The following is a 23,421-nucleotide window of genomic DNA, read 5'->3' as shown; positions in this document are numbered from 1 at the left end:
AGCCGGTCGACCAGCGAACTCACGGGGCGATCGGAAAAAAGGCGCCGGCGCTCCAGACGCCCGGCGGATCTTCGTCACCGGCAAGCGCGCGCTCGGCAAGCTCGTAATAAATCGAGCGCGCGATCAGCGCCTCCAAACCGCCGCGGACATGCACATAGGGATGGGGGCCATCCTCACGCTCCACGAAGCGCAGCGGGTGTTCGGCGGACGCCGTCACCAACTCACCCGTATTCAGCCGAAACGCCAGCGTGGATCCTTGTCCCTCGCCTTCTGCCTTCAGCTCCACGGCAACGAACGGCGCGTCCTCGACCTCGATGTCCAGCTTTTCAACCGGGGTGACGAGGACGTAGCCGCCGTCCGCCTCGCGGCGCAGGATCCGGCTAAAGGCGCGGACCATCGCCGGCCGTCCGATCGGCGAGCCTTGATGATACCATGTGCCGTCGCGCGCGATGCGCATGTCGCTATTGCCGCAATGATCGGGGTTCCAGCGCTCGACCGGCGGCAAGCGATCGGCCTCTGCGAGGCGCGCGATGTCGGCGATGGTCAGCGTTTCGAAATCGGGTGTCGGCGCCATGGGCATGCTCCCGACGTAGGGACGGGGGGCGCCGGCGTAAAGGATCAGACGCGGCGGGACGTGTCCGGTCCGATCGATCCTTCGCCCGCGGGTACGCCGTCGCCCCTGGCGAGCAGCCGGTGGCGCTCTACCGGGCCGGGCAAGCGCCACCGGCCGGTGCGCGCCGCGTCGAAGCCGAAGAAGCGGCCGTAATATTCGGGATCGCCGATCAGCATCAATGGCTCGTCCGGCACTCGCGCGAGCGCGCCGGCGACGAGCTGACGCCCGATCCCGTCGCGCTGCCGCTCCGGAACGACGGCGACCGGACCCACGAGGATAAGAGCGATCTTCCGGCCATCATCGCCGCTGAACAGCACCGGCCAGAGTTGGATCGTCCCGAGGAGGGCGTCGTTCTCGATTGCCGCAAGGCTGGCCCCGGGGAGGGCACGCACGCCGGCGCGCAGGCGATAAGCGGTCCGGCCATGGCGATCAGCACCGAACGCACGATCCAGCAGCTGCTCCACTGCGCCTTCTTCGACCCGTTCAAGCCCGATCAGTTCGATCACCGACGTCTCCCGCCCCGACGAGTTGGGGTGGCGCGCTCTAGCGAGTCGCAGTGGTAACGCAAGTGGCATGGCGCAGCGGTCGATGTGCCGCTAAGCGCGCGGCGTGGAAGACATGCTTGAACTCGAAGTGCACGACCTCGAAGTGCCGGTGCTGACCGGCGTCTATTCGGAGGAGACGCACCTGCCGCAGCCGCTGCGGATCTCACTCACCGTGCTGCTGGACGCGCCGGCGCATTTCGCGCCGGACACGCCGCTGTCAGCGTCCAAAAACTATCTCGATCTGAAACATGCGGCGACCGCCGCCTTGCCGCCGGGCGTGCATTTCACGCTGATCGAAGGCGTGGCGGATCATATCGCAGAAACGCTGTTCCTGCAGGATCCGCGCGTGCAGCGCGTCAAGGTGAAGATCGTCAAGCTGGCCATCGCCGAAGAAGGCGAATCGATCGGCATCACCTTGCTGCGGCACCGCCGCTGACGGCCGAATGACGCGGCAAGCGCGTCAGATTGCCGGCGCCGTTTGCCGCTCGCACGGTCCCAATTGTTCCAGAACGAAACGGTAATCCTCCTGGGCGACCGCAGCATCCGCCGGCTCCAAGGCCGAGGTGCTGCGCGGCGGCAGCTGCCGCGGCATGCTGCATGCCAGGCGATACCACAGCAGGGTGTCGCGCTGCGGCGGGCCGGCGGCGTCGTCGACGATCTCCGACAAGGCGACCGCCCAGCGAGGCTGCTCACCCGGGCGCCGCAGGATGTTCAACGATACCGGTCGATTGTCCTGGGTGGTAAGGAACACCTGGGTCTCGCCTTCGCCGGGGAGCGAGCCCGGCACATGGAACGCGTTGCCGACGCCGGTCACGACCGGCGGAGCATCGGCGGCAAGAACTTCGCCTGCGATGCGGCGGGTGAGCGCGTCGAGTTCTGGGGACCAGGCGCGTTGCGCCTGCGGGCCGACAAGCTGCACCTGACCGGCGCTACCCCCGACGGGACGGGCAAACAGCAGCACGCGCGACTTCTTGTAGCGCGGCTGCCGACCGCCGGGCCCGAGCGGGGCATCAAGGACATAGCCGAGCCGCGGCGGGATCGCGCCTGGCCCGCGGATCAGCGCGGCCACATCGGCTTCGACATAATAACGCACGAACCCCGGCGGCACGGCCGCTGCCTCTGCGCCCTTGATCCGCGTCGTGCTGGCAATCGTGGCGTCCACCACCAGCGGGGCACCGATCACGAGATCCGCCATCTCAACATAGGACGGGGCAGGGGCGTTGGTTGCGGCTGCCGGAAAAGCTTGTTGCGCGCTGACGCAGGCGGGCGTGCTGATCAAAAGTGCGCCCGCCAGCACCAGGTTACCAATAAAACGAAAGGCCATGCGTTTGGGTTATCCGATCAGCCGCTACTGATACAGAAATAAATCTCTTTTAGGACGATTGTACGTTTGTTGCGTCCGACAAAGCGTTTGCGTGTCGTTAAGGCTCAAGTTAGGAGTCGCGCGGTGCAAGGGTTCCGTTTAGCCCTTGCCGAACGGACCGGCACGCCCACTCCGCCCATGCGGGGGCCGTGGCAGGCCGCCCGGCCCCTTCGGGCCATAGGGATTAGGGAGTGCTTTTGCTGAATGGCCTACTCTGACCAGAAGATGAGCGGGAGCAAGGTCGTCGCGATTGTTATCGTGGCGCTTATCCATGCTGCTCTCGGCTACGCCTTCGTCACCGGCCTCGCGTTCCAGTACGTGAAAAAGGTGTCGGAGAAGTTGAATACGTTCGACGTTGAGGAACCACCGCCTCCGCCGCCGGACGAGCCGCCGCCGCCGCCGCCAGACGTTCCGATGACGCCGCCGCCCGTTGTGGCGCCGCCGCCGATCGTGTCCGCTCCGTCGGCTCCGGTAACGATCGCCACCGTGCCAACGCCGCCGCCGGTGTATGTGCCGACGCCGGTTGCGCCTCCCGCGCCTCCGCCTCCTGCTCCGCCGGCTCCGCCCGTCGTCAGCAAGGCCGCGGGTGCTAGGGGCAATCCTGCAGACTGGATCACGACGGACGATTATCCGCCGAGCTCGATTCGTGCCGAGGAAGAAGGCACAACCGTGATCAAGTGGACGATCAACGCACAAGGCAGGGTTGAAAACTGCGTCACGACCGAATCGAGCGGCTCCAGTGCCCTTGATCGTGCAGCGTGCGCCGCGCTGGCGCGCCGGGCCCGGTACACGCCGGCGACGGACGCAGCGGGTAACCCGATCGCGACCACACAAACGCGACGCGTCGTGTGGAAGCTGCCGCGGGACTGATCCAGGCTTAACAGAATTGCGCTTTTCAGAGGGAAACTAATCGAATGATCACCACCATCCTCGCCGCGGCCGCCGGCCCGGCCGCCCACGGCGGCGACAACCCGTACGGCCTGGGGGCTGCGCTCGAGCAGGGCGGCATCATCGCCCAGAGCACGTTCGGCATCCTCGTGCTGATGTCCGTCGTTTCGTTCTACATCATGTTCACCAAGCTCTTCGAGCAGCAGAAGATCATCAACCAGGCGAAGCGCGTCCGCGCATCGTTCTGGCAGACGAACTCGCTGCGCGAAGGTTCGGCGAAGCTGGAGAAGAACTCGGCCTACAAGCAGATCGTCGACGACGGCCTGCAGGCTCAGGATCAGCACTCCAAGCTGACCGATCCGGTTGAAGCGCATGACTGGCTGCACGGCTCGCTCGCGCGCTCGGAAGCGATGGTCAACTCGAAGCTGGGCACCGGCCTCGCGTTTCTCGCAACCGTGGGTGCGACCGCGCCGTTCATCGGCCTGTTCGGTACGGTTATCGGCATCTACCGCGCGCTCATCAAGATCGGTGCGGCTGGCCAGGCGTCGATCGACGCGGTCGCCGGTCCGGTCGGTGAGGCGCTGATCATGACCGCACTCGGTCTCGCCGTCGCCGTTCCGGCGGTGCTCGGCTACAACTGGCTGCAGCGTCGCAACAAGTCGATCGCGGAAGAGCTGTCTGCCTTCTCGAACGACGTGCTCGGCTACCTCGCCTCGAATGGTGCGGTGCGTCCGGCGCATGCCGGCGCGGCCAAGGCGGCTGCTGCCAAGCCGGTCGGCACCACCACGGCCGGCCAGGCCGGTGGCGTGCAGACGACCCGCTCGTAATGGGGTAAAGCGGGGCTGCCGTGTTGGCAGCCCCGCCACCTTTCCCGGCCGGATCACCGGCGGGAACGAAGACATAGGATAGCCTGACTTATGGCGATGAGCGCTGGCGGAGGTTCCGCCGATGACAAACCGATGTCGGACATCAATACGACCCCACTCGTGGACGTCATGCTGGTGCTCCTCATCATCTTCCTGATCGCGGTGCCGGTCGTGATCCAGACGGTTCCGGTGAAGCTGCCTCAGGTGCGCTTCGACCCGACCACCACCAAGCCCGAGAACGTGTCCCTTTCGATCTCGACCAAGCCGGACGGCGCTTGCGCTGTTTACTGGGGCATGACGCCGGTGACGCAGCAGGAGCTGCTGGACCGCGCGGTTGCCAAGCTGCGGGCTGAGATCGAGCGCCAGGGCGGCGTCAACGCTCCCGGCCTCGAACTGCCCGAAGCGCATGTGCGCGGCGACGTGAACGTGCCGTGGAAGTGTGTGGCAGGCGCGATCTACAACATGCAGATGGCAGGCTTTGCGCGCGTCGGCTTCATTTCCGAACCGCCGCCGGGATCTGGCGTCGAGCGTCTGTAAGCATAGCCACCAGGAGTAATCGATATGGCAATGAGTGGCGGCAAAGACGATGGCGAGCCGATGATGGAGATGAACACGACGCCGTTGATCGACGTCATGCTCGTTCTCCTCATCATGTTCATCATCACCATCCCGATCCAGACCCACGCGGTGAAGGTCGACCTTCCGGTGAATGACCCAAATGCGCCGAAGTCCCCGGTCGATCCGCAGAAGAACAAGATCACCATCGCTGTTGATGGTACGACGAGCTGGAACGGGGCCCCGGTCGATGCGGTGCGTCTGCGCCAGTATCTCGACGTGGCGGCAGCCATGAACCCGGAGCCGGAACTGCACTTCCAGCCGGATCCGCAGGTTCGTTACGACGTGGTCGATCAGACGCTGGCGGTGGTCCGTCGGTCGAACGTGACCAAGCTCGGCTTCATCGGCAACGAGCAATATTACCGCGAATTCTGATCGCGCGAGCGATTGAAAGCGCCACGGGCGGTCCGAAAGGACCGCCCTTTTTTTATGCGTTCGCCGGAGGAAACTAGCGCATTCGGGCGCCGAGTTCGTCCGGAGACTTGCATTCGGCAAGCGCTCGTGAAATACCGGTGTCATAAAACGGTAACGTCAATGTAGCGTCACAGTCATTTGGGAGACGGTTTATGCGCATCATGTTGTTCCTGAGCCTGGCTGCAGGTCTTGCGGCGCCGGCCCTGGCGACCGATCGTACCGGCTATAAGGCGATTGCGGCTGGCGATTATCAAAAGGCCGAGGAGACACTGCTCGTCGAGCGGCGGATCTTTCCGCGCCGACCGGAACTGATGATCAACCTCGCCACGGTCTACGCCCGCACCGGGCGCGTCGCCGAGGCTGCGGCGCTGTATCGGGCAGCGATGCAGGTAGAGCCGGTCGAGATGATGTTGCCTGATGGGATGGTGTCTTCGTCCCACGAAGTGGCGCAGCGCGGCGTGAACAACCTGAGTCGGGTGACCCTCGCCGTCCGCTGATCGGATAGGCTTTCGACTCTGCTGAGGGCGGCGGGGACGCGGTGAGCAACGCCGCGCTCCTGAGCCTCCCTATTTGGACGGCTGACCTGATGGGTCGATAAGCCTTGTCTGGGCTGGCGGGCACGAGGCGGGTGCAGCGGTTCGCGATAGTTGCGACCGCTCTGCGACTCAAGTTTACTGAACCCGGAGTCCGGATCACCTGCTCCCTGTATGCTCGGCGGGGAACGCGTCAGGTGCGCCCTTTGTAGGAGTCGCGGCTGGCATCTGGCGTGCGGCTGAAGCGCTAAGATTCGCTTGCGGGCTGATCCCTTGTGAGACGAGAGAAACCGCGGTCCGTGCGCCCTGCACTCGCTGCTTCTTCCGTTCGGATCTTCATACAGCAGAGCCGGCTGGCGCGGGGTCCTCCTGATCGCGCCGCGACGCACCCGGTCCGCTTACGGGGCGTCGCGTTTCTCCTTCAACAGCGCGTCTCGGTACTCGCTGAAGCGAGGCCTCGCGACGGTGCCACGACTTTTCCGGTATGCTGACATGCGCGGTCTGTTTCTACTCTGACGTCGCGTCTTTGTGCTGGTTCACGCAGCGCGGTCGTGATGGTGCCATGACTTACCCTGTGGGCTGATAGGCGTGACCCGTTTCTCATCTGGATTCGCGTCTGGGTGCTGACTGACGCGGGGTCGTCTGCAGGGTGAAGGGACCTACCCGGTGCGCCGACAAACCCCGGGGAGTTTCTTCTCCAAGGTCCCATCTGGCGCACAACCGTTATGGCTGGTGCGGGCTCCCCTCAAGGTGCGGGTCTTGCTTGTCGATCCCCCGAGTATCTGGTTGCGCAAGGGAGGCTGATGGCCAGCGAGGACGGCGCCCCGCTTACTTGCTACCTCGGTTCTGCGCGAGGGTGGCGCTTGGGGTCTGGACGCCGCGCGGGCGCGGTTTGTTAACTGGACTAAGGTGTGTGTCTTGGCGTCCGCACTCGATGTACGCCTCATGGCAATCGCCGGAGCGCGTGTTGGCGAAAAGCCGCAAAGTGACAGTGCGGATTTCAAGGCGGCCGCACGTTTATAGGCAGCGCGGCCCTGAGACCTTCGGCCGTTCCGCTTGCTCCTCCGGAGGTGAGGATCGGCCGATCACGAACCTCTTGATTTCGCGGATCGTTGACGCATTTTTCACCTTCGGCGCGTTATGATCTGTCCGTGCTTCTAGCCGAGCACTTCTCTCCCTAGTTTCTCGCCCTCTAGCCAGGGCAACTGGCCGCCTGCTCACGCGGGCGGCCATTTTTCTGAGCGCCATATTCTTGCATCCGCCTCCCGATAGGCCTAGCGGCCGCGCGATCATGTCCAGCGATCAGCCTTCTGCCGTCGTCCTTGTATCCGGCGGCCTCGACTCGATGATCTCGGCTGCGCTCGCGCGCGAAGCCGGGCACCAGATCTTTGCGCTGTCGATCGATTACAATCAGCGGCACCAAGTGGAATTGGCGGCTGCCCGACGGATCGCTCGCGCACTGGGTGCCGTGCGGCACGTGGTGTTGCCGATCGACCTGTCTGCGTTCGGCGGCTCTGCGCTGACCGCGGAGATCGATGTGCCGAAGGATGGTGTCGGCGGCGACATCCCGGTCACCTATGTGCCGGCGCGCAATACCGTTTTCCTGAGCCTTGCCCTGGCATGGGCCGAGGCCGCCGGCGCACGCTCGCTCTACATCGGCGTCAATGCGCTGGACTACTCGGGTTACCCCGACTGCCGTCCGGAGTTTATTGCCGGTTTCGAGCGCCTTGCCGAGCTCGCCACCAAGGCCGGGGTTGACGGGGAGGCGTTCCGGATCCACGCGCCGCTCCAGCATATGACCAAGGCCGATATCGTGCGCGAAGGCACGCGGCTGGGGCTCGATCTTGGGCTGAGCTGGTCCTGCTACGACCCGACGCCCGCGGGCACGCATTGCGGCTTGTGCGATAGCTGCCGGATTCGTCATAAAGGCTTCGAGGACGCGGCGATCGCTGACCCTACGATCTACGCGGTCACGCCGCCGGCGCCCTGACATGAGCTATGCCGTCAAGGAAATGTTCCTGACGCTCCAGGGGGAGGGCGTCCAGGCTGGGCGGCGCGCGGTGTTCGTGCGCTTTGCCGGCTGCAACCTGTGGTCCGGGCGTGAGCAGGATCGCGCGCGTGCGATCTGCCGCTTCTGCGATACCGACTTCGTCGGGGTGGACGGGCTTAGCGGTGGGCGTTTTGCCGATGCGCAGGGGCTGGCCGACGCTGCCGTTCAGATGTGGAGCGGCGGCGAGGAGGCGCGCTTCGTCGTGCTTACCGGCGGCGAGCCTATGCTGCAGGTGGACGACGCGCTCATCGATGCGCTGCACGCGGCAGGGTTCTTCATCGCCATTGAGAGCAACGGCACGATCCCGGTTCACCCCGGTATCGATTGGGTGTGCATTAGCCCTAAGGCGGGCAGCGAAATAGTGCAGCGTAGGGGCAACGAGCTGAAGCTGGTGTGGCCGCAGCCCGGCAGCGATGTGACCGCGATGGAAGGGTGGGACTTCGCGCATCTTCTGATCCAGCCGCTGGACGATGCCAATGCAGCCGCCAATCAGGAGGCGGCGATGGCACTCGTCATGGAGCGGCCACGCTGGCGCTTGTCGTTGCAGACCCACAAGTTGCTAGGGCTGCGCTGATTGTCGACGGCGGGACGCGCCGCCCTGCGGCATTTGCGCGCGGGTCGATATCGCGATCGACCGAGTCTTCCTGAACAGGTGAGTCTCCGTTGGTCCAGGGGCACTCAGCCCCGCTTCTTCAGGCCGTGAAGCTTGTGCCACAGGTAGAAGCCGCCACCTGCCACTAGGACCAAGCCGATGGCGAGATCGGCCTGGTGGAAGAACGCCTTCAGCCGCGGATCATTGTTCCACGACTCGCCCAGCTGGACGCCGATCCACGCGAGCAGATAGCAGAACGGCCACGAGCCAACGAACGTGTAGACGTGAAACGGGATCAGCTTCATGCGTGCCACGCCCGCCGGAAAGGCGATAAAGGTGCGGATGATCGGCAGCATGCGCCCGATCAGAATCGCGGCAGCGCCCCACCGATTAAAGAAGCGATCGGCGAGGTCGAGTTCGCCCGGCCCCACGAGGACATATTTGCCCCACCGCTCCGCCAGGGGGCGGCCGCCGCGCTTGCCGATCTCATAAGCGACGACCGAACCGACATTGCAGCCGAACGCACCCGCCGTAGCCGCGAGATACAGGTTCATTTCGCCTGTGGAAACCAGGTAGCCGGCGAACGGCATGATGATCTCCGAGGGCAGCGGGATGCATGCGCTCTCGATCGCCATCAAAAGGACGATGCCCCAATAGCCGCCCGCGCGGATCACGCCGACCGTGAAGATGGCAAGCGCAGCGATGATTTTCTCGAACATGGTGATGGGCTTTGGCGGCTGGCAGGGCCGATGGTCAATCGCGGATTGCGTGAACTGCGCACGGCATCGTCTCGCATTGCTGCGCCGTGGTCGGCCGGCCCACGCGTTCGCCGGTCTGAATGTAGATAAGGCTCAGGCCGCTGCGACCTTGGCAAGGCGGAGGTCTTCGACGAACCGGGCGAACTCGGTCGTCCGCGCCGCTTCGTCCGGGAGGCGGAGGAGGTAACTGGGGTGGACCGTGATCCATGCTTCGCCGCCGTCGCCGGGGAGGCGCTGCGCCCGCCCGCGCTCGCGGCTGATCGTCAACACCTTGCCGAACAGCGAGCGCGCGGCTGTCGCACCCAGTGCCACCGTCACCTTTGGTCGGACGAGCATCTGTTCCTGCTCGATCCACCAGCGACATGCCTCGATCTCGCTGCCGTCGGGCTTGGCGTGAATGCGCCTTTTGCCGCGCGGCTCGAATTTGAAGTGCTTCACCGCGTTGGTGACATAGGTCTGCGATCGGTCGATGCCCGCTTCGCCGAGCGCGCGATCAAAGAGCTGCCCGGCGGGGCCGACGAACGGGTGACCCGCAAGATCCTCCTGATCGCCGGGCTGTTCGCCGACGAACATGATGCTAGCGGAGACGGGGCCCTCACCGAAGACCGTCTGCGTAGCATGCTTGTACAAGTGGCAGCGGGTGCAGCTCATCGCTTCTTCCCGCAGCGCCTCCCAGGCGATCTCGCTATTGCCGCCCGGCAGCTCGCGTGCCTTTGCAATCATGCCGCTCTCCCGCGCCTGCGCTGATGCCAGCAACTGCGGCACCAACGCGGTCTCCGGCATGTTTTTCCAATATTTGCGCGGCATTTCCTTGAGCATGGCGCCGACCTTCACCCGTGCTGGATTGAAGGTGGACGCGTAATAGGTCTTCCAAACCTCCTCCGTCGGATCCCCTTCCGGGGCGTCGGCCTTGCTCGCGCCCGGCCCCTCACGGAGCGCCGAACCGTCCCAGTGCAGCGACAGTTCGGGCGTGAGGATCGACCAGCGCATGCTCGCGAAGCGATTGACGAAGAAGGCCGCATTGGCGCGCAGGATGTGGTGCTCGGGTTCGAACCACGCCACGTAGCGGCTGGCCTCCTCCTCCGGCACCTCACGAAAGCGCAGAAAGGCCCGCATCTTGTGGATGTCGCGTCGGACGTGTTTGGCGAGCCCCTCCAGGCGGCGCACCAGAGGATCGGCGTGATCCTCGATCAGTCCCTGCTCGCGGCGCAAGCGTGAAAGCAGCGTGTAAAGCAGGGCAAACCGCTCGGGATCGCGATGGAGGATCGCGTCGCGCGCCAGGTCGATGAACGCGCGCGGCACCTTGAATGCGGCGTCCACTGGATCATGCCGCGGTGTCGCCGTGGCGGCGAACAGATCGCCCGCTTGGCTGCCGACCTGCCACACGATGTCATCCGGCGGCACGCTGGCCGCGATCAGACCGCGCGCCGCATCACGCCACGCGTCGAAATCATCCGGCTCCGGCAGGGTAACAAGCCGCATGGCGGGCGTTCAGTCGCGCTCGTCGCTGCCCGGGGGATGGTCACGCGCGATCTCAAGCTCCGCGGGCTTTCGCTCTTCGTAGGTGTCGGCCATTTTCGCCTCGGTGGCGTCGTCCAGTTCCTGGTCCGCTGCCGGGAACATGTCCGCCTCCTCTTCGTCGATGTGATGTTCGTAGCGGTGTCGCATGTGCGCGAACCGCTCCTCCCACTCAGTCGAGGCGAACGGCAGATTCATCAGCTCGCCGAGCAGATCGTCGACTTCCTTGTGCTCGGACACGGAGTGTCGGGCGTCATCGCGTAGGTCGGGATTGCCGAGCATCACCGCATAGAGCGACTCTTCTTCGGCGGCGGCGTGGCTCTGCAGTTCCAGGCGGAACTGCTCGAACAGGGCGCGACGCTCTGGCGTATCGCCGCTCCGGTCGCCCAATTGCTGCAGCATCACGCGCTGCTTGTCGTGATCAGCCTTCAGGGCACGATAGATCTGCGGTTCGGACATGGTGCGCTCCTCGCTCTGTGCGGGAGAACCGGTGGCGTCGATGCGGGTTGCTGTTGCGATCTGTTTTCAGGCCGGGAGCGCTGCGTCGCGGGGCCGCTGATCGGCGACGGCAGCCTCTGCCTGCGCCAGCGCGCGGGCATCATCGACATCCAGCCACCACGCCTCCCCAATGTCCACGGCATGGGCATCACCGGTGGCAGCAAGTGCCTCGACCCCGGCGGAGATCGAGCCGGCGCCGCCACGTGCGATCACGTCGCGTAGTGCCGAGTGAAACCGCCCGTCCACGGCGAAGATGCCGCAATCGAACGAGTCGTAATCCGGCAGGTGTTTGCCGATCGCGACGATCCGATCGCCGTTTGTGCGAACACGCGTCACGTCGTCCAGATCGATCAGAGGATTGTCGAGGCGGCGATCGATTGCGAGCGCCAGCGGCACGGCGGGCGCGGCGATCATGCGTGCAATAATGGCGGGCTCGCACAGATGATCGGCCATCATCAGCAAGTGGCGCTCGGGCCCGATCGCGCCGGCACCGGTCAGCACGGAATAGCCGTTCGGCAAATTCCAGTCCGCCGTGGTGACGCAGGTTATCGTCGGGTCGAGTTCATGGAGAAACGCTTGGAGGCGGTCGCCCTCATGGCCGATTACAACGGCAAAGCTTGTCGCACCGCCCGCCCGCGCGGCCGCGATTACCCTGGCGATCATCGGAACGCCAGCGATGCTGGTCAACGGCTTGGACGGTGAAACCTCGCGCAGCCGGCTGCCAAGGCCGGCTGCTACGATGAGCGCTTTCAATGAAGGAGCGCCTTTTTCTTACTCGGCAGCGAGCGGCGGCGCCGCCTGGATGAAATCGTTGGTGAGCTGCGCTGCGATATCGTCGGTGAATTGCTCGGGCGGGTGCTTGCAGAAGAAGGCCGAGGGGCCCGTCAGCGCGCCTGCGATGCCACGTTCCAGACCGAGCTTCACGCAGCGGATCGCGTCCACAACGACCGCGGCCGAGTTTGGGCTGTCCTCGACCGAAAGGCGAAGCTCGAGGTTCATCGGAACGTCGCCGAACAGATTGCCCTCGAGACGGAGGAAGCACAGCTTGTTGTCGTGGAGCCAGGGAATGTAGTCCGACGGGCCAACGTGAATGTTCTCGTCCGCCAGCCGCTCCGAAAGTACGGCCTGAACCGCTTCGGTCTTGGACTCCTTCTTGCTCGACAGCCGGTTGCGATCGAGCATGTTCATGAAGTCGGTGTTGCCGCCGGTGTTCAGCTGATAGGTGTGATCGATCGTCACGCCGCGCTGGTTGAACAGGTTAGACAAAACGCGGTGAACGATGGTGGCACCAACCTGGGCCTTCACGTCGTCGCCGATGATCGGCAGGCCGGCGTCCGCGAACTTCTTTTCCCACTCGGGCCGGCTGGCGATGAAGACCGGCATGCAGTTCACGACGCCGACGCGCGCCTCGAGCGCGCATTCCATGTAGAATTCGGTCGCTTCCTGGCTACCGACCGGCAGAAAGTTGACCAAGATCTCGGCGCCGGACTCCTTCAGCGCCTGTACGATCTCTGCTTTGGTGGCGTCGCGGCTATCGTCCATTTCGAAGCCGCGGTCGTTGGCCGCGGTGAGCATGTGGGGCGCAACGCCGTCCAGCCGGACGCCCATCTGCACGACGGTGCCTGTCTCGGGGACGTCCGCATGGAACACCTTGGTGCAGTTCGGCTTGGCGAAAATCGCCTTGCCGAGATCGAGCCCGACCTTGCGCGAGTCGACGTCGAACGCCGCCACGAACTCCAGATCCGAGACACGGTAGCCGCCGATTTCTTCGTGGATCAGGCCATGCGCGGTGTTGCTGGCGGCATAGTGATATTTGCCTTGTACCAAGCTTGATGCGCAATTGCCGATGCCGATAACCGCCACCTTGATCGTCGCCATTCTGTAGAACCCCAAAGGACCAGAGCTAAGCCCCGGCCATGACAATTGATTTGCAGCGTCGTGACAGATGCGCGACTTCTGTCAAGCGACCCGTGTGGATGCTAGGGGGAACGCAAGGGGACGCAGAAAGTGACGACCATGGACGTGCGAGCGACAGTGACGGGAAAGCCGCGCGAGCTGCAGGGCTTTCTGAACCGCACGATCTACCATCCGGCGGCGCGCCGTTTGGCCGGCGTTCTGGTGCCAACTCCGGTAACGCCGAACATGGTTTCCGTCTTCGGCGCCGTGATGGTGATCACGGCCGGCGTACTTTACGCGCGGGTCGGCACCACCGCGGCGGTGCTCGCAGGCTTTGCCACTCACCTGCTGTGGCATGTTGTGGACGGCGCCGACGGCGACCTGGCGCGCCTGACAGGGCGGGCGAGCGCAAGCGGCGAGGTGGTCGATGGCTTGTGCGACTATGGAGGTCACGTCGCTTTATATGTGCTGCTGGGCAGCGCGTTGGATGATGTGATCGGCAGCCTCGCATGGGTGCTGGCGGTTGGCGCTGGCGTCTCGCGGGTCGCGCAGTCGGTGTTCGCCGAAAGCTCGCGGCGGAGTTATCAATGGTGGGCCTATGGCGTGCCGTGGCTCCAGCAACAGCGCGCCGGACCTACAGGGATCGGCGGCGCGCTGGGCCGACTTTACCTTGCCGTTTCCGGCGTGCTGACCGGTGCGACCGCCAGGATCAATGCCGTGGTCTCCAGCGCGGAGGTGGACCCCGCAGAACGGCAGCGCATCGGGCGGCTCGCCCGAGAGGCCGCGCCTTCTTTTCTGTTGCTGCCCGGCACGCTGGGCGCCAACCCGCGCACCATTATTCTGGGGCTCAGCATGATGGCCGGCAGCCCCATCTGGTTCTTTCTCGTGGAGATCACCGTGCTCAACCTGTTGCTCGTCACCGGTATCGCGCGCCAGCACGCGCAATGCCGCCGCCTTGTTGACCTGATCGGGCGGGGACGGAACTGATGGCCGGCTTGTGGTTCGAGCAATTCTCGGTCGGGCAGCGCTTCGTTCATGAGATCCGCCGCACGGTGATCGAGGCGGACAACATGCTGTTTTCCGCGCTCACCTATAATCCGGCCGCGCTGCACATCGACCATGCCTATGCGGCGACGACGGAATTCGGGAGGCCGCTGGTGAACTCCTTGTTCACGCTGGGGCTGGTGATCGGGCTCAGCGTGCAGGACACGACATTCGGCACCACCATTGCCAATCTCGGCATGACCGAGACCACATTCCCCAAGCCGGTTTTCGCCGGCGATACGATCCGCGTCGAAACTGAAGTGCAAGCATTGCGCCCGTCGTCATCACGGCCGGGGCAGGGGATTGTCACCTTCGAACATCTCGGTCTCAACCAGCGCGACGAGGTGGTTTGCCGCACGCTGCGCGCCGCGCTGATGATGGGCAAACCCGCTTGACGCGGAACCAGCAAACTATCCTGCCGTTCCGATAACGAAACGGGAGACGAATATGATTCGCTTGACGATGACGGCTGGCTTGGCGGCCTGCGTGCTCGGGCTGAGTGCGTGCAACGAGGGCAAGCTGGAAACCGGCGCCCCCGTCGCAGGCGGCGCCACCGCGGTTGCGCCGCTGCGCACGTCCGCGGGCGCAGATGTGGGCCGGGCGACGGCCACCGAGGTCAACGGTGGCTTGCGGCTGACCGTGGATGTGAAATCGATGCCGCCGGGCACGCACGGCGCGCACGTCCATACGACCGGTCGCTGCGACGCGCCCGGCTTCGAGACGGCGGGCGGCCACTGGAACCCGACGGAGATGAAGCACGGCACGATGAACCCACAAGGCCCGCATTTTGGGGATGTGCCGAACCTGATTGTCGATTCAGGCGGGCGCGGCACGGTTGCTGCGACCGTTCCGGGCGCCACCATGGCCGGTCTGCTCGATGCGGATGGCGCAGCGTTCGTGGTTCATGCCGGGCCGGACGACTTGAAGACCGATCCGTCCGGAAACAGCGGCGGCAGGATCGCCTGCGGCGTGTTCCAGCCGTCCTGACATCAAAGGGGGTTGTCACTTGCGGGCAGCCCCTTCCGTCCACGACCTGCTGGGATTCAACCGGCGTTAGTCCTTGCGCGTAAGGCTGACGCCGTAAAGCTCCATTCGGTGATCGACGAGACGGAAGCCCAGCCGCTCCGCGATCTGCTTTTGCAGCAGTTCAAGCTCCGGATCGACAAACTCGATGACCTTGCCTGTCTCCACATCGATCAAGTGATCGTGATGCGCCTCAGGCGAAGGCTCGTACCGCGCGCGGCCATCGCCGAAGTCGTGGCGATCGAGGATGCCGGCCTCTTCGAACAAGCGCACGGTGCGATAGACGGTCGCGATTGAAATGCCGGGATCGATCGAAGAAGCGCGTTCGTACACCTTCTCCACGTCAGGATGGTCATCCGCCTCGGAAAGCACGCGGGCGATCACCCGACGCTGTTCGGTGATGCGCAGGCCCTTTTCCTGGCAGAGCGCTTCAAGGTCGATCTTGCGTGGCATCTCGCCCATGTAGTCCGGCGCGCCTGTTGCGAAAAGCGTAAACGACTCGCAACAACTTCAGGTCAAAGCGATCGAATAACTGTGGGCATCGTGGACCTCGCCGGCCTTGCCCCGATAATAGCCGCGGCGCTCCCCGCACTTGGCGAAGCCATGGGTGCGATAAAGGTCGATCGCGCCATTGTTTGCTCGCACCTCCAGGTGGACCCGAACGGCACCACGCCCGCGCGCCTCGGCCAGGATGCTGCGGAGCAGCGCAGAGCCGACACCCTGCCGGCGCCAAGCGGGCGAAGTCGCCAGCAGCAGCAATTCCGCCTCGTCGACGATGGCGCGGGACAGCGCGAACCCTGCGACCTCGCCGTCCACTCGTGCGAGCGTCAGCCATACGCCGGGCATGCCGAGGATCCCGAGCAGCTGGCTGCGTGTCCATGCTTCCCCGAAACGCGGATCAAAGGCGCTCGCCACCACCTGCTCAACGGCGGCAATGTCTCCAGCGGAACCCGTCGCCAGTTCGACGATGCGTAGCCGCGTGCTCATGACGGGAGCTTGGCATCCGGCGCCCGGCCGTAAAGCGGGCGGGGCGGCAATGCCGCGAGTTCGGGAGGAAGCAAGTGCGCCTTGGCCGCTTCTGGCAGGGCTTCGCGCACCGCAAGCGAAGCATCCAATTGCGTCAGCCACCGCACGCCGTTGCCGACCGCCGTCCTGCCCGCCAGTGCCGCAAGCGCCGCTTCGGGCCGCAGCGAGGCGAGCGGCTCGGTCGGCATCAGCGGCGAGGCGGCAAACCCTTGCATGAAGACCTCACCGTGCCCGCCTTCCAGCACAACCGCAAGCGGCGCGGTTTCACCATCAGAGACGGCCGCGGCGGCGATGAGCGCCAGCGAGGAATAGCCGCGGACCGGGACGCCCCAACCGAGCGCGAGGCCGCGCGCGGCCGCGATGCCGACGCGGATGCCCGTGAAGCTGCCCGGGCCGACATCGACGACGATTTCCTCGGCGCGCCCGCCGCCCGGCAGTTCGGCAATCATGGGCACGAGCCGCTCGGCATGGCCGCGGCCAACCACCACATGGTTGGCCGCCACCACACGCTCACCTTCGAGCAGAGCAACGGAACAGGCGGCAGTGGCGGTATCGATAACAAGCGTGCGCGGCATCACGCCCCTTTGCGCGCCGTGCGCAGCGGCTCAACCCTTTTCATCAACGGGCGCTTTGAATTGGCCGGCGATCAGGCGATCCGGTTGAACTTTTCGAAAGCGGGCCGCGGGCTGCGGTCGAAGATGGTCGCAGGATCGCCGTAACCCAGCGTCGAGATGAAGTTGGTGCGCACGCCAGGCTGATCGGCGAAAAAGGCCTTGTCGACCTCACCACCGTCGAACCCGCTCATCGGACCGGTGTCGAGCCCCAGCGCCCGCGCCGCCAGGATGAAATAGCCGCCTTGGAGCGAGGAATTGCGGAATGCCGATGCCTCGCGCAGCTCCGCATTACCATCGAACCAGCTCTTCGCGTCCGTGTGTGGGAACAGCTCTGGGAGATGCTCGTGGAAATTCACGTCCATGCCGATCACGACCGACACGGGCGCCTTGCGGATCTTGTCCGCATTGCTGTCACTGGCACAGGCGGCAAGCTTCTCCTTCGCCTCCTGGCTGACGCACCACACGAGGCGGGCTGGAAGTTGGTTCGCGCTCGTCGGCCCCATCTTCATCAAGTCCCAGAGGGCGCGCAGCTGGTCTTCGCTCACCGGCTGATCGGTGAAGCCGTTATAGGTCCTGCCAGAGCGGAACAGCTGGTCCAACGCAACATCGTCGAGCGGTGCGGCCATGGTATTTCCCCTTGCTTCAGTGATGAGGCGCAGGCCGAGCGCACGCGCCTGTTCGGCTCGCTATGCGGCGTTGACCTGCTTCGGCGATCCGCCGATCAGACTGCCCGTACTTCGGTGACTTCGGGCACATAATAGCGCAGCAGCTGCTCAATGCCGTTCTTCAGCGTCGCGCTGGAGGACGGGCATCCCGCGCAGGCGCCCTGCATGCGGAGGAACACCTTGCCCTTGTCAAAGCCCCGATAGACGATGTCACCGCCGTCATTCGCCACCGCCGGGCGGACGCGGGTATCGATCAGGTCCTTGATCTGCGCCACGATCTCCGCGTCGGCGGGATCATCGGCGAAGGTTTCCTCGGCGGCGGGCACGGAGAAATCGGCCGAAGGACGGAACAGCGGCATCTGCGCGGTGAAGTGATCCATCAACAGGGCAAGCACGTCCGGCTTAACGTCGCGCCAATCGCTGCCTGGTGCGATCGTGACCGAGATGAAGTCGCGGCCGAAGAACACGCCGCTGACATCGCCCAGATTAAACAAGGCGTTGGCAAGAGGCGATGCCTCCGCTTCCTCCGGCGTAGCGAAGTCGCGCGTGCCGGCATCCATGACGATGCGGCCGGGCAGGAACTTCAGCGTGGCCGGGTTCGGTGTCGGTTCGGTCTCGATCAGCATGGATTGCATGTGGCGTGCCGCAACGAGGCGATCAAGCGCGCAGGTGGAAAGGAAAGGTTTCCGGTCGCGCAGTGCCGCTCCGTCCGATAGCGAGTGATCATGGACGCCCCACGCATTTCGCCGGCCGCGGCGCGGCGCATCGCTTTATCGGCGCAGGGGTTCGGTATGCGCCGGCCGGAGCGGGTGACGCAGGGGCATCTGCGGCGAACGCTGGACCGGCTCGCGCTGCACCAGATCGACAGCGTCAACGTGCTTGCCCGTGCCCATTACCTGCCGGCCTTTTCGCGCCTTGGAGCTTATGATCAAACGCTGTTCGATGCCGCCGCTTGGGGCCCCCGATCGCAGCGCCGGATGTTCGAATATTGGGCGCATGAGGCCTCGCTGCTCCCGCTCGATCTTCATCCGCTGTTGCGCTGGCGCATGGAGCGGGCGGACCGCGGGCTTCTCCGCTCAGCCGGGATGCGGAGCTTCGCCACCGAGCGCCGACCGGAAGCGATGGCGATCCTGGAGCGGATCCGCGGGGAGGGGCCGCTTGCCGCGTCGGATGTTGAGAGTAGTCGCACCGGTTGGTGGGCGTGGAGCGGCGCAAAGGCGGCGCTCGAATGGCTGTTCTACGCTGGCCATGTCACGACAGCGACCCGCCGTCGCGCGTTTGAGCGTGTCTACGATGTGCCCAAGCGCGTGCTGCCGCCCGATGTGCTGGATTTGGCTACACCCGACGAGGCGACCGCGCATGCCGCGCTGGTCGAACGGGCGGCCAGCGCCCTGGGCATCGCGACGGCCCTGGAACTACGCGATTTCTTCCGCCTGGGGCCGGCGGACACCGCGGCGGCGATCGATCGTCTGGTGGAGGAGCGCACGTTGCTGCCCGTGGCCGTGGACGGCTGGCCGCCCGCTTATGTCCACCATGCAGCCAAGCGGCCGCGGCGGATCGAAGCGCAGGCGCTGCTTGCCCCGTTCGACCCGCTGGTCTGGGAGCGTGCGCGCACCGAGCGGCTGTTCGGCTTTCGGTACCGAATCGAGATATATGTTCCGGCAGAGAAGCGGCGCTTCGGCTATTACGTGCTGCCGTTCCTGCTGAATGAGCGGATCGTGGCGCGCGTCGACTTGAAGGCCGACCGCGAGCGCCGCCGCTTGCTGGTACGCTCCTGCCATCTTGAGCCGGGCGCGCCGGGGGACACGACCGAACGGTTGGACGCGGAGCTTGCGACCATGGCTGCCTGGCTTAGCCTGGAGGCGGTGGAGCGTTGATCGGCGGCCTGCCCGGCCGGCGACCGCCCTCAGACGTCCATCTGCCTGACGGCTGCGTTCCAACTCGATATGTTAAGCCGTGCTTCCTGCACGAATGGGGAGCGGCGCACGATCCTGAGGAACAGGTCGGCGATCCACTTGCCCGGGTTGTGGAGCGGCCGCGCGAACTGGATCAGCAGGACGACACGTGTGCCCTTCGTCTCGTTCCAGACTTCATGATCGTAGGTGTCATCAAAAACGAGCGTCTCGCCTTCACACCAGCGGACCACCCGTCGATCAACCCGCATACGCACGTCGCCCTCGCGGGGCACCACCAGGCCGAGGTGGCAAGTGATCAGCCCTTTGGTCACGCCGCGATGCGCGGGAATATGCGTGCCGGGCGAGAGGATGGAGAAGAACGCGCTGTTCAGCCCTGGAATCTGCCTCACCAGCGCGCTCGTCACGGGGCAGCGCGCGGCATTCTCATCGATGCGGTAGCCGTATCCCCATAGGAAGAACGATCGCCACATATTCATACGAGCAATCGCGCGGTGATCGGGCGAGATCGCGGCCAGGCTGGGCGAAGCGTTCCCCTGCAGGGCCACCTCCATCGCCTCTGCACGGATCTCCTCCCAATGGTCGCGCAGTAACTGTGTCCAGGGGAAAAGCCGCACGTCGAGCACCGGATCATTCGGGACGAGCGAGGATGAAGCGATCAGCCGATCGAAGACCCCGCGCAAGTGCTTTCCGACCCGAATGATTAGCGGTCGGTTCGGGTCCGCCGCCATTGGCTCGGCGGAGTCGGCGCAGGCGGGCGGGGTGGGGGCGAGGCCCGGAGCATCGATCGCGGGCGGAGCAGCCACACCAGCAGCACGGCCATAATCCTGCCGCACCTCAGTCTGGATCTGGATGATGCTTGCCACGTCCGGTATCCGTTGTCCTGCCTCGCGGTCGCAGTGGGCGACCAAGCGGTTGGGCGAAACGCTACGGGCGATTCGGGTCGAAAACATGGCCGTGAAGGGGTGATCGAAAGATCGCGCGCGGGTGTGGCGGCGATGCCTCTGGCAGGTTAGAAGTGCCCTCATGATCCGCTTCTCGCGCGCATGGTCTGCGCCGTTCGCCGCCCTTCCGCTTCTTGCCATCCTTGCCGTTCCGGCGATCGGCCAGCAGGCTGCGCGAAAGCCTGCAAAGGTCGCCGTTGCCGCGCCGGTGGTGCCAAGCACCATTGTCGATCCCGCCACGATCAAGGTCGATACGGCGCCCTGGCTCTTCAAAGGATCGGACATTCCGCCCGACCCGGCGTGGAACTTCGGCGCGCTGCCCAATGGCATGCGATACGCAGTGCGCAAGAATGGCGTGCCGCCAGGGCAAGTCGCTGTGCGGGTACGGATCGACGCTGGCTCGCTGAACGAAAACGATGCGGAGCGTGGCTACGCCCACTTGATCGAGCATCTGTCCTTTCGTGGATCGAAATACGTGCCTGACGGCGAGGCCAAGCGCGTCTGGCAGCGGTTCGGTGCGACCTTCGGCTCGGACTCGAACGCACAGACCACGCCGACCCAAACGGTGTACAAGCTCGATCTGCCCGCCGCGACCGAGGCGAACCTCGATGAAAGCCTGAAGATCTTCGCCGGCATGATGTCCGATCCCGGCATCAATGCGCAGGGGCTTGCGGCAGAGCGGCCGGCCGTGCTCGCCGAACAACGCGAGGCGCCCGGGCCGCAAGTGCGGCTGGCGGACGCGCGCAACGAACTGTTCTTTGCGGGACAGCCGCTCGCCGAACGTTCGCCGATCGGCAACGTCAAGACGCTGGAAGCGGCAACGCCCGAAAGCGTGCTTGCCTTCCATCGCCGGTGGTATCGCCCGGCACGTACCGTGGTGATCATCTCGGGCGACATCGAGCCGGCGACTGCCGCGCGGCTGATCGTCAAGAACTTCGGCGGCTGGCAGGGCACCGGCCCCGATCCCGCAGACCCCGACTTCGGGAAACCGGATCCTAAGGGTACGCCAACGGGAGCGATCAACGAGCCGTCGATCCCCCCGCTTGTCATCACGGCGACGCTGCGCCCCTGGGTCTATCGCGACGACACGATCGTCTTCAACCAGAAGCGGCTCGTTGATCTGGTCGCGATGCGGGTGATCAACCGCCGGCTGGAGAACCGCGCACGCCAAGGGGGAAGCTTCCTTCAGGCAAGCGTGAACCTTGAGGACGTGGCCCGCTCCGCAAACGGCACCTTTGTCAGCATCCTGCCGATCGGCGACGATTGGGAGGCCGCCCTCAAGGACGTTCGCGCCGTGCTCGCGGACGCCATGGCAGCCGCGCCGAGCCAGGCGGAGGTCGATCGCGAGACCGCCGAGTTCGAAGGCGTGATGCGCAACGACGTGGAAACCGCACGGGTCGAGGCTGGGTCGAAGCAGGCCGACGACATGGTTCAGGCGCTTGACATCCGCGAAACGGTGGCGGGGCCGCAGGAGTCGTTCAACATCTTCCTCGACGCCAAGAAGAAGGGAATGTTCTCGGCTGCCGCTGCGCTCGAATCCACGCGCCGGGTCTTCCAGGGCGATGCCGAGCGCGCTATCGTCAACACCCGCGTCGCCGATACGGGGGCGGCGGCCAAGCTGGCTGCAGCGCTTAGGGCGGACGTTTCGAAGCTGGCGGGACGCCGCGCGCGCGAGACAAAGGTGAATTTCAAGGATCTGCCGAAGCTCGGCACGCCGGGCACGGTCACCTCACGCGAGGCGATCGCCGACCCGGGCGTCGAGAAGATCACCTTCTCCAATGGCGTGCGCATGCTGATGTACGCCAACGCTTCCGAGACGGGCCGCGTTTATCTGCGCGTCCGATTCGGTCGTGGCTATGGCGCGCTTCCCGCCGATCGACCCACTGCCGCCTGGGCAGCGGAAAGCGCGCTGGTACAAAGTGGGATTGGCAAGTGGAACCAGGGCGACCTCGACGTCCTGACCACGGGCCGGCGCATGGGCCTGGGCTTTGACATCACCGACGATGCGTTTGTCCTGAACGCCAACACCACGCCTGGCGACTATGCCGACAACCTTGCCCTCATGGCTGCCAAGCTTGCCGCCCCGCGCTGGGACGCGGCGCCGGTCCTGCGGGCCAAGGCGGGCGCGCTGGCCGGGTACGCTGGATTCGATTCGTCGCCCGACGGTGTTCTTTCCCGCGATCTGGAGCGTAAGCTGCGTGCCGGCGATCCGCGCTGGGGCCCGCCGACGCGCGACGAGATCGAGGCGCTGACGCCGCAGGCGTTCCGCACTTTGTGGGAGCCGCTGCTCGCAACCGGGCCGATCGAAGTTGACGTGTTTGGGGACGTGAAGGCGGACGAAGCCGTGGCAGCGGTGGCGCGTACGTTTGGCGCGCTCAAGCCGCGCACCGACGCACCGGTGATCGCCCCAAGTGCGGCCTTCCCCCCGCACAATGATCGTCCCGAAGTGTTGACCCACCAGGGCGCCGAGACCCAGGCGGCTGCCGTGATCGCCTGGCCGACCGGCGGTGGCACGGACGGGATCGCGGAAAGTCGGCGCCTGGATATCCTGGCGGCGATATTCGGGGATCGCCTGTTCGATCGGCTACGCTCGGTCGCGGGGGCGAGCTACAGCCCCAGCGCGGTCAGTCAGTGGCCGCTTGGCTTGCGGGGCGGCGGCCGGGTGCTCGCCGTCGGCCAGGTCGCGCCGGAGAACGTGGATCTGTTCTTCAAGCTGAGCCGCGAAATCGCTGCCGAGCTGGTGACGACGCCGGTGAGCGACGACGAGCTGCGGCGCGCGATCGGACCGATGATGCAATATCTGTCCCGTGCCTCCTCCGGTAACCAGTTCTGGCTGCTTCAGGTGAGCGGCGGCGCGTACGATCCACGGCGGCTGGAGGGCGCTCGGACTTTGGTCAGCGACTATATGACGATCACGCCGCAGACACTGCAGGCCACTGCCGGCAAGTATCTGCGATCCGAGCGCGACTGGACGCTGACCGTGTTGCCCAAGGCTGCCGCAGCCAAGTAGCGCCAACGGAGTCCACGAGCGCCGCCGAGTGGC

27 protein-coding genes are annotated in these 23,421 nt (G+C 65.2%); 13 read left to right on the top strand and 14 right to left on the bottom strand.

The features are described 5' to 3' along the window. Nucleotides 1-19: 19 nt before the first annotated feature. A complete protein-coding gene (locus tag SPMU_RS06195; RefSeq protein ID WP_088332847.1) occupies nt 20-580 on the bottom strand; it encodes a DUF1285 domain-containing protein in 561 nt (186 codons plus the stop codon). Nucleotides 581-618: 38 nt separating this feature from the next. Beyond that, entirely contained in the window at nt 619-1,119 is a 501-nt protein-coding gene (locus SPMU_RS06190) for a GNAT family N-acetyltransferase (RefSeq protein ID WP_245832803.1), read from the bottom strand. Nucleotides 1,120-1,222: 103 nt separating this feature from the next. Between SPMU_RS06190 and SPMU_RS06185 the strand changes: the two genes are divergently transcribed. Then, nucleotides 1,223-1,594: a dihydroneopterin aldolase gene (locus SPMU_RS06185; RefSeq protein WP_088332843.1), complete on the top strand. Its 372-nt coding sequence runs from the start codon at nt 1,223-1,225 to the stop codon at nt 1,592-1,594. 24 nt (nt 1,595-1,618) lie between these two features. Here SPMU_RS06185 and SPMU_RS06180 read toward each other — a convergent pair whose 3' ends face one another. Further along, the gene (locus SPMU_RS06180; RefSeq protein WP_088332841.1) at nt 1,619-2,482 is read right to left on the bottom strand and encodes a hypothetical protein; all 864 of its coding nucleotides are present in this window, start codon (nt 2,480-2,482) and stop codon (nt 1,619-1,621) included. A gap of 243 nt (nt 2,483-2,725) precedes the next feature. Here SPMU_RS06180 and SPMU_RS06175 point away from each other — a divergent pair, with 243 nt between their 5' ends. The 7 genes from SPMU_RS06175 to queE all read left to right on the top strand — a co-directional run bounded on the left by SPMU_RS06175 (nt 2,726) and on the right by queE (nt 8,461). Further along, nucleotides 2,726-3,391: a TonB family protein gene (locus tag SPMU_RS06175; protein ID WP_088332839.1), complete on the top strand. Its 666-nt coding sequence runs from the start codon at nt 2,726-2,728 to the stop codon at nt 3,389-3,391. 44 nt (nt 3,392-3,435) lie between these two features. After that, nucleotides 3,436-4,236 carry a MotA/TolQ/ExbB proton channel family protein gene (locus SPMU_RS06170; protein WP_088332837.1) on the top strand — a complete coding sequence of 267 codons (801 nt, stop codon included), beginning with the start codon at nt 3,436-3,438 and terminating at the stop codon, nt 4,234-4,236. 90 nt (nt 4,237-4,326) lie between these two features. Beyond that, on the top strand, nt 4,327-4,812 hold the full coding sequence (locus tag SPMU_RS06165; protein ID WP_088332835.1) for an ExbD/TolR family protein: 486 nt from the start codon (nt 4,327-4,329) through the stop codon (nt 4,810-4,812). Between the two features lie 24 nt (nt 4,813-4,836). After that, nucleotides 4,837-5,265 carry an ExbD/TolR family protein gene (locus SPMU_RS06160; RefSeq protein ID WP_169715641.1) on the top strand — a complete coding sequence of 143 codons (429 nt, stop codon included), beginning with the start codon at nt 4,837-4,839 and terminating at the stop codon, nt 5,263-5,265. 191 nt (nt 5,266-5,456) lie between these two features. Beyond that, entirely contained in the window at nt 5,457-5,801 is a 345-nt protein-coding gene (locus SPMU_RS06155) for a tetratricopeptide repeat protein (RefSeq protein ID WP_088332831.1), read from the top strand. A gap of 1,327 nt (nt 5,802-7,128) precedes the next feature. Next, nucleotides 7,129-7,827, top strand: coding sequence for a 7-cyano-7-deazaguanine synthase QueC (queC, locus tag SPMU_RS06150; protein WP_088332829.1), 699 nt, complete (start codon nt 7,129-7,131; stop codon nt 7,825-7,827). A 1-nt stretch (nt 7,828) separates the two neighbouring features. Then, on the top strand, nt 7,829-8,461 hold the full coding sequence (queE, locus tag SPMU_RS06145; protein ID WP_088332827.1) for a 7-carboxy-7-deazaguanine synthase: 633 nt from the start codon (nt 7,829-7,831) through the stop codon (nt 8,459-8,461). A gap of 104 nt (nt 8,462-8,565) precedes the next feature. Here the strand turns inward: queE and SPMU_RS06140 are convergent, their stop codons facing one another. From SPMU_RS06140 to SPMU_RS06120, 5 genes are all read right to left on the bottom strand, one after another. Next, nucleotides 8,566-9,198, bottom strand: a complete 633-nt coding sequence (locus SPMU_RS06140) for a DedA family protein (RefSeq protein ID WP_088332825.1) — start codon at nt 9,196-9,198, stop codon at nt 8,566-8,568. A 132-nt stretch (nt 9,199-9,330) separates the two neighbouring features. Further along, complete coding sequence (locus SPMU_RS06135) at nt 9,331-10,719, bottom strand: UdgX family uracil-DNA binding protein (RefSeq protein WP_088332823.1); 1,389 nt, start codon at nt 10,717-10,719, stop codon at nt 9,331-9,333. 9 nt (nt 10,720-10,728) lie between these two features. Beyond that, nucleotides 10,729-11,214 carry a hemerythrin domain-containing protein gene (locus SPMU_RS06130; protein WP_088332821.1) on the bottom strand — a complete coding sequence of 162 codons (486 nt, stop codon included), beginning with the start codon at nt 11,212-11,214 and terminating at the stop codon, nt 10,729-10,731. Nucleotides 11,215-11,280: 66 nt separating this feature from the next. Then, nucleotides 11,281-12,006 carry an NTP transferase domain-containing protein gene (locus SPMU_RS06125; protein ID WP_088332819.1) on the bottom strand — a complete coding sequence of 242 codons (726 nt, stop codon included), beginning with the start codon at nt 12,004-12,006 and terminating at the stop codon, nt 11,281-11,283. An 18-nt stretch (nt 12,007-12,024) separates the two neighbouring features. Next, complete coding sequence (locus tag SPMU_RS06120) at nt 12,025-13,131, bottom strand: inositol-3-phosphate synthase (protein ID WP_088332817.1); 1,107 nt, start codon at nt 13,129-13,131, stop codon at nt 12,025-12,027. A gap of 138 nt (nt 13,132-13,269) precedes the next feature. On the opposite strand from SPMU_RS06120, the gene SPMU_RS06115 reads away from it, so the two are divergent. The 3 genes from SPMU_RS06115 to SPMU_RS06105 are packed head-to-tail and all read left to right on the top strand — an operon-like array spanning nt 13,270 to nt 15,180. Beyond that, nucleotides 13,270-14,136 carry a CDP-alcohol phosphatidyltransferase family protein gene (locus tag SPMU_RS06115; protein ID WP_245832866.1) on the top strand — a complete coding sequence of 289 codons (867 nt, stop codon included), beginning with the start codon at nt 13,270-13,272 and terminating at the stop codon, nt 14,134-14,136. Then, complete coding sequence (locus SPMU_RS06110; protein ID WP_088332813.1) at nt 14,136-14,588, top strand: MaoC family dehydratase; 453 nt, start codon at nt 14,136-14,138, stop codon at nt 14,586-14,588. Before SPMU_RS06115 ends, SPMU_RS06110 begins: the two co-directional genes overlap by 1 nt. A 52-nt stretch (nt 14,589-14,640) precedes the next feature. Next, entirely contained in the window at nt 14,641-15,180 is a 540-nt protein-coding gene (locus SPMU_RS06105) for a superoxide dismutase family protein (protein WP_245832801.1), read from the top strand. 66 nt (nt 15,181-15,246) lie between these two features. Here the strand turns inward: SPMU_RS06105 and SPMU_RS06100 are convergent, their stop codons facing one another. The 5 genes from SPMU_RS06100 to SPMU_RS06080 all read right to left on the bottom strand — a co-directional run bounded on the left by SPMU_RS06100 (nt 15,247) and on the right by SPMU_RS06080 (nt 18,147). Further along, nucleotides 15,247-15,669, bottom strand: a complete 423-nt coding sequence (locus SPMU_RS06100) for a Fur family transcriptional regulator (RefSeq protein WP_088333213.1) — start codon at nt 15,667-15,669, stop codon at nt 15,247-15,249. Between the two features lie 57 nt (nt 15,670-15,726). After that, nucleotides 15,727-16,203, bottom strand: coding sequence for a GNAT family N-acetyltransferase (locus SPMU_RS06095; protein ID WP_088332811.1), 477 nt, complete (start codon nt 16,201-16,203; stop codon nt 15,727-15,729). Continuing rightward, complete coding sequence (gene tsaB, locus SPMU_RS06090) at nt 16,200-16,817, bottom strand: tRNA (adenosine(37)-N6)-threonylcarbamoyltransferase complex dimerization subunit type 1 TsaB (RefSeq protein WP_088332809.1); 618 nt, start codon at nt 16,815-16,817, stop codon at nt 16,200-16,202. The genes SPMU_RS06095 and tsaB overlap by 4 nt, the downstream gene beginning before the upstream one ends. Nucleotides 16,818-16,888: 71 nt before the next feature. Then, nucleotides 16,889-17,482, bottom strand: a complete 594-nt coding sequence (locus SPMU_RS06085) for a malonic semialdehyde reductase (protein WP_088332807.1) — start codon at nt 17,480-17,482, stop codon at nt 16,889-16,891. A gap of 95 nt (nt 17,483-17,577) precedes the next feature. Next, entirely contained in the window at nt 17,578-18,147 is a 570-nt protein-coding gene (locus tag SPMU_RS06080) for a NifU family protein (protein WP_088333212.1), read from the bottom strand. A gap of 99 nt (nt 18,148-18,246) precedes the next feature. Here SPMU_RS06080 and SPMU_RS06075 point away from each other — a divergent pair, with 99 nt between their 5' ends. Continuing rightward, the gene (locus SPMU_RS06075; RefSeq protein ID WP_088333211.1) at nt 18,247-19,398 is read left to right on the top strand and encodes a winged helix-turn-helix domain-containing protein; all 1,152 of its coding nucleotides are present in this window, start codon (nt 18,247-18,249) and stop codon (nt 19,396-19,398) included. 29 nt (nt 19,399-19,427) lie between these two features. Here the strand turns inward: SPMU_RS06075 and SPMU_RS06070 are convergent, their stop codons facing one another. Then, nucleotides 19,428-20,165 (bottom strand): aspartyl/asparaginyl beta-hydroxylase domain-containing protein, encoded by a 738-nt coding sequence (locus tag SPMU_RS06070; protein ID WP_088333210.1) that lies wholly within the window; start codon nt 20,163-20,165, stop codon nt 19,428-19,430. A gap of 295 nt (nt 20,166-20,460) precedes the next feature. On the opposite strand from SPMU_RS06070, the gene SPMU_RS06065 reads away from it, so the two are divergent. Then, complete coding sequence (locus SPMU_RS06065; protein ID WP_088332805.1) at nt 20,461-23,388, top strand: M16 family metallopeptidase; 2,928 nt, start codon at nt 20,461-20,463, stop codon at nt 23,386-23,388. Nucleotides 23,389-23,421: the final 33 nt, after the last annotated feature.

Origin of the sequence: Sphingomonas mucosissima, assembly GCF_002197665.1 — a bacterium.
GTDB lineage: Bacteria > Pseudomonadota > Alphaproteobacteria > Sphingomonadales > Sphingomonadaceae > Sphingomonas > Sphingomonas mucosissima.
Note: the sequence above shows the minus strand (reverse complement) of the source record. Positions and strands in the feature narration are given on the sequence as shown.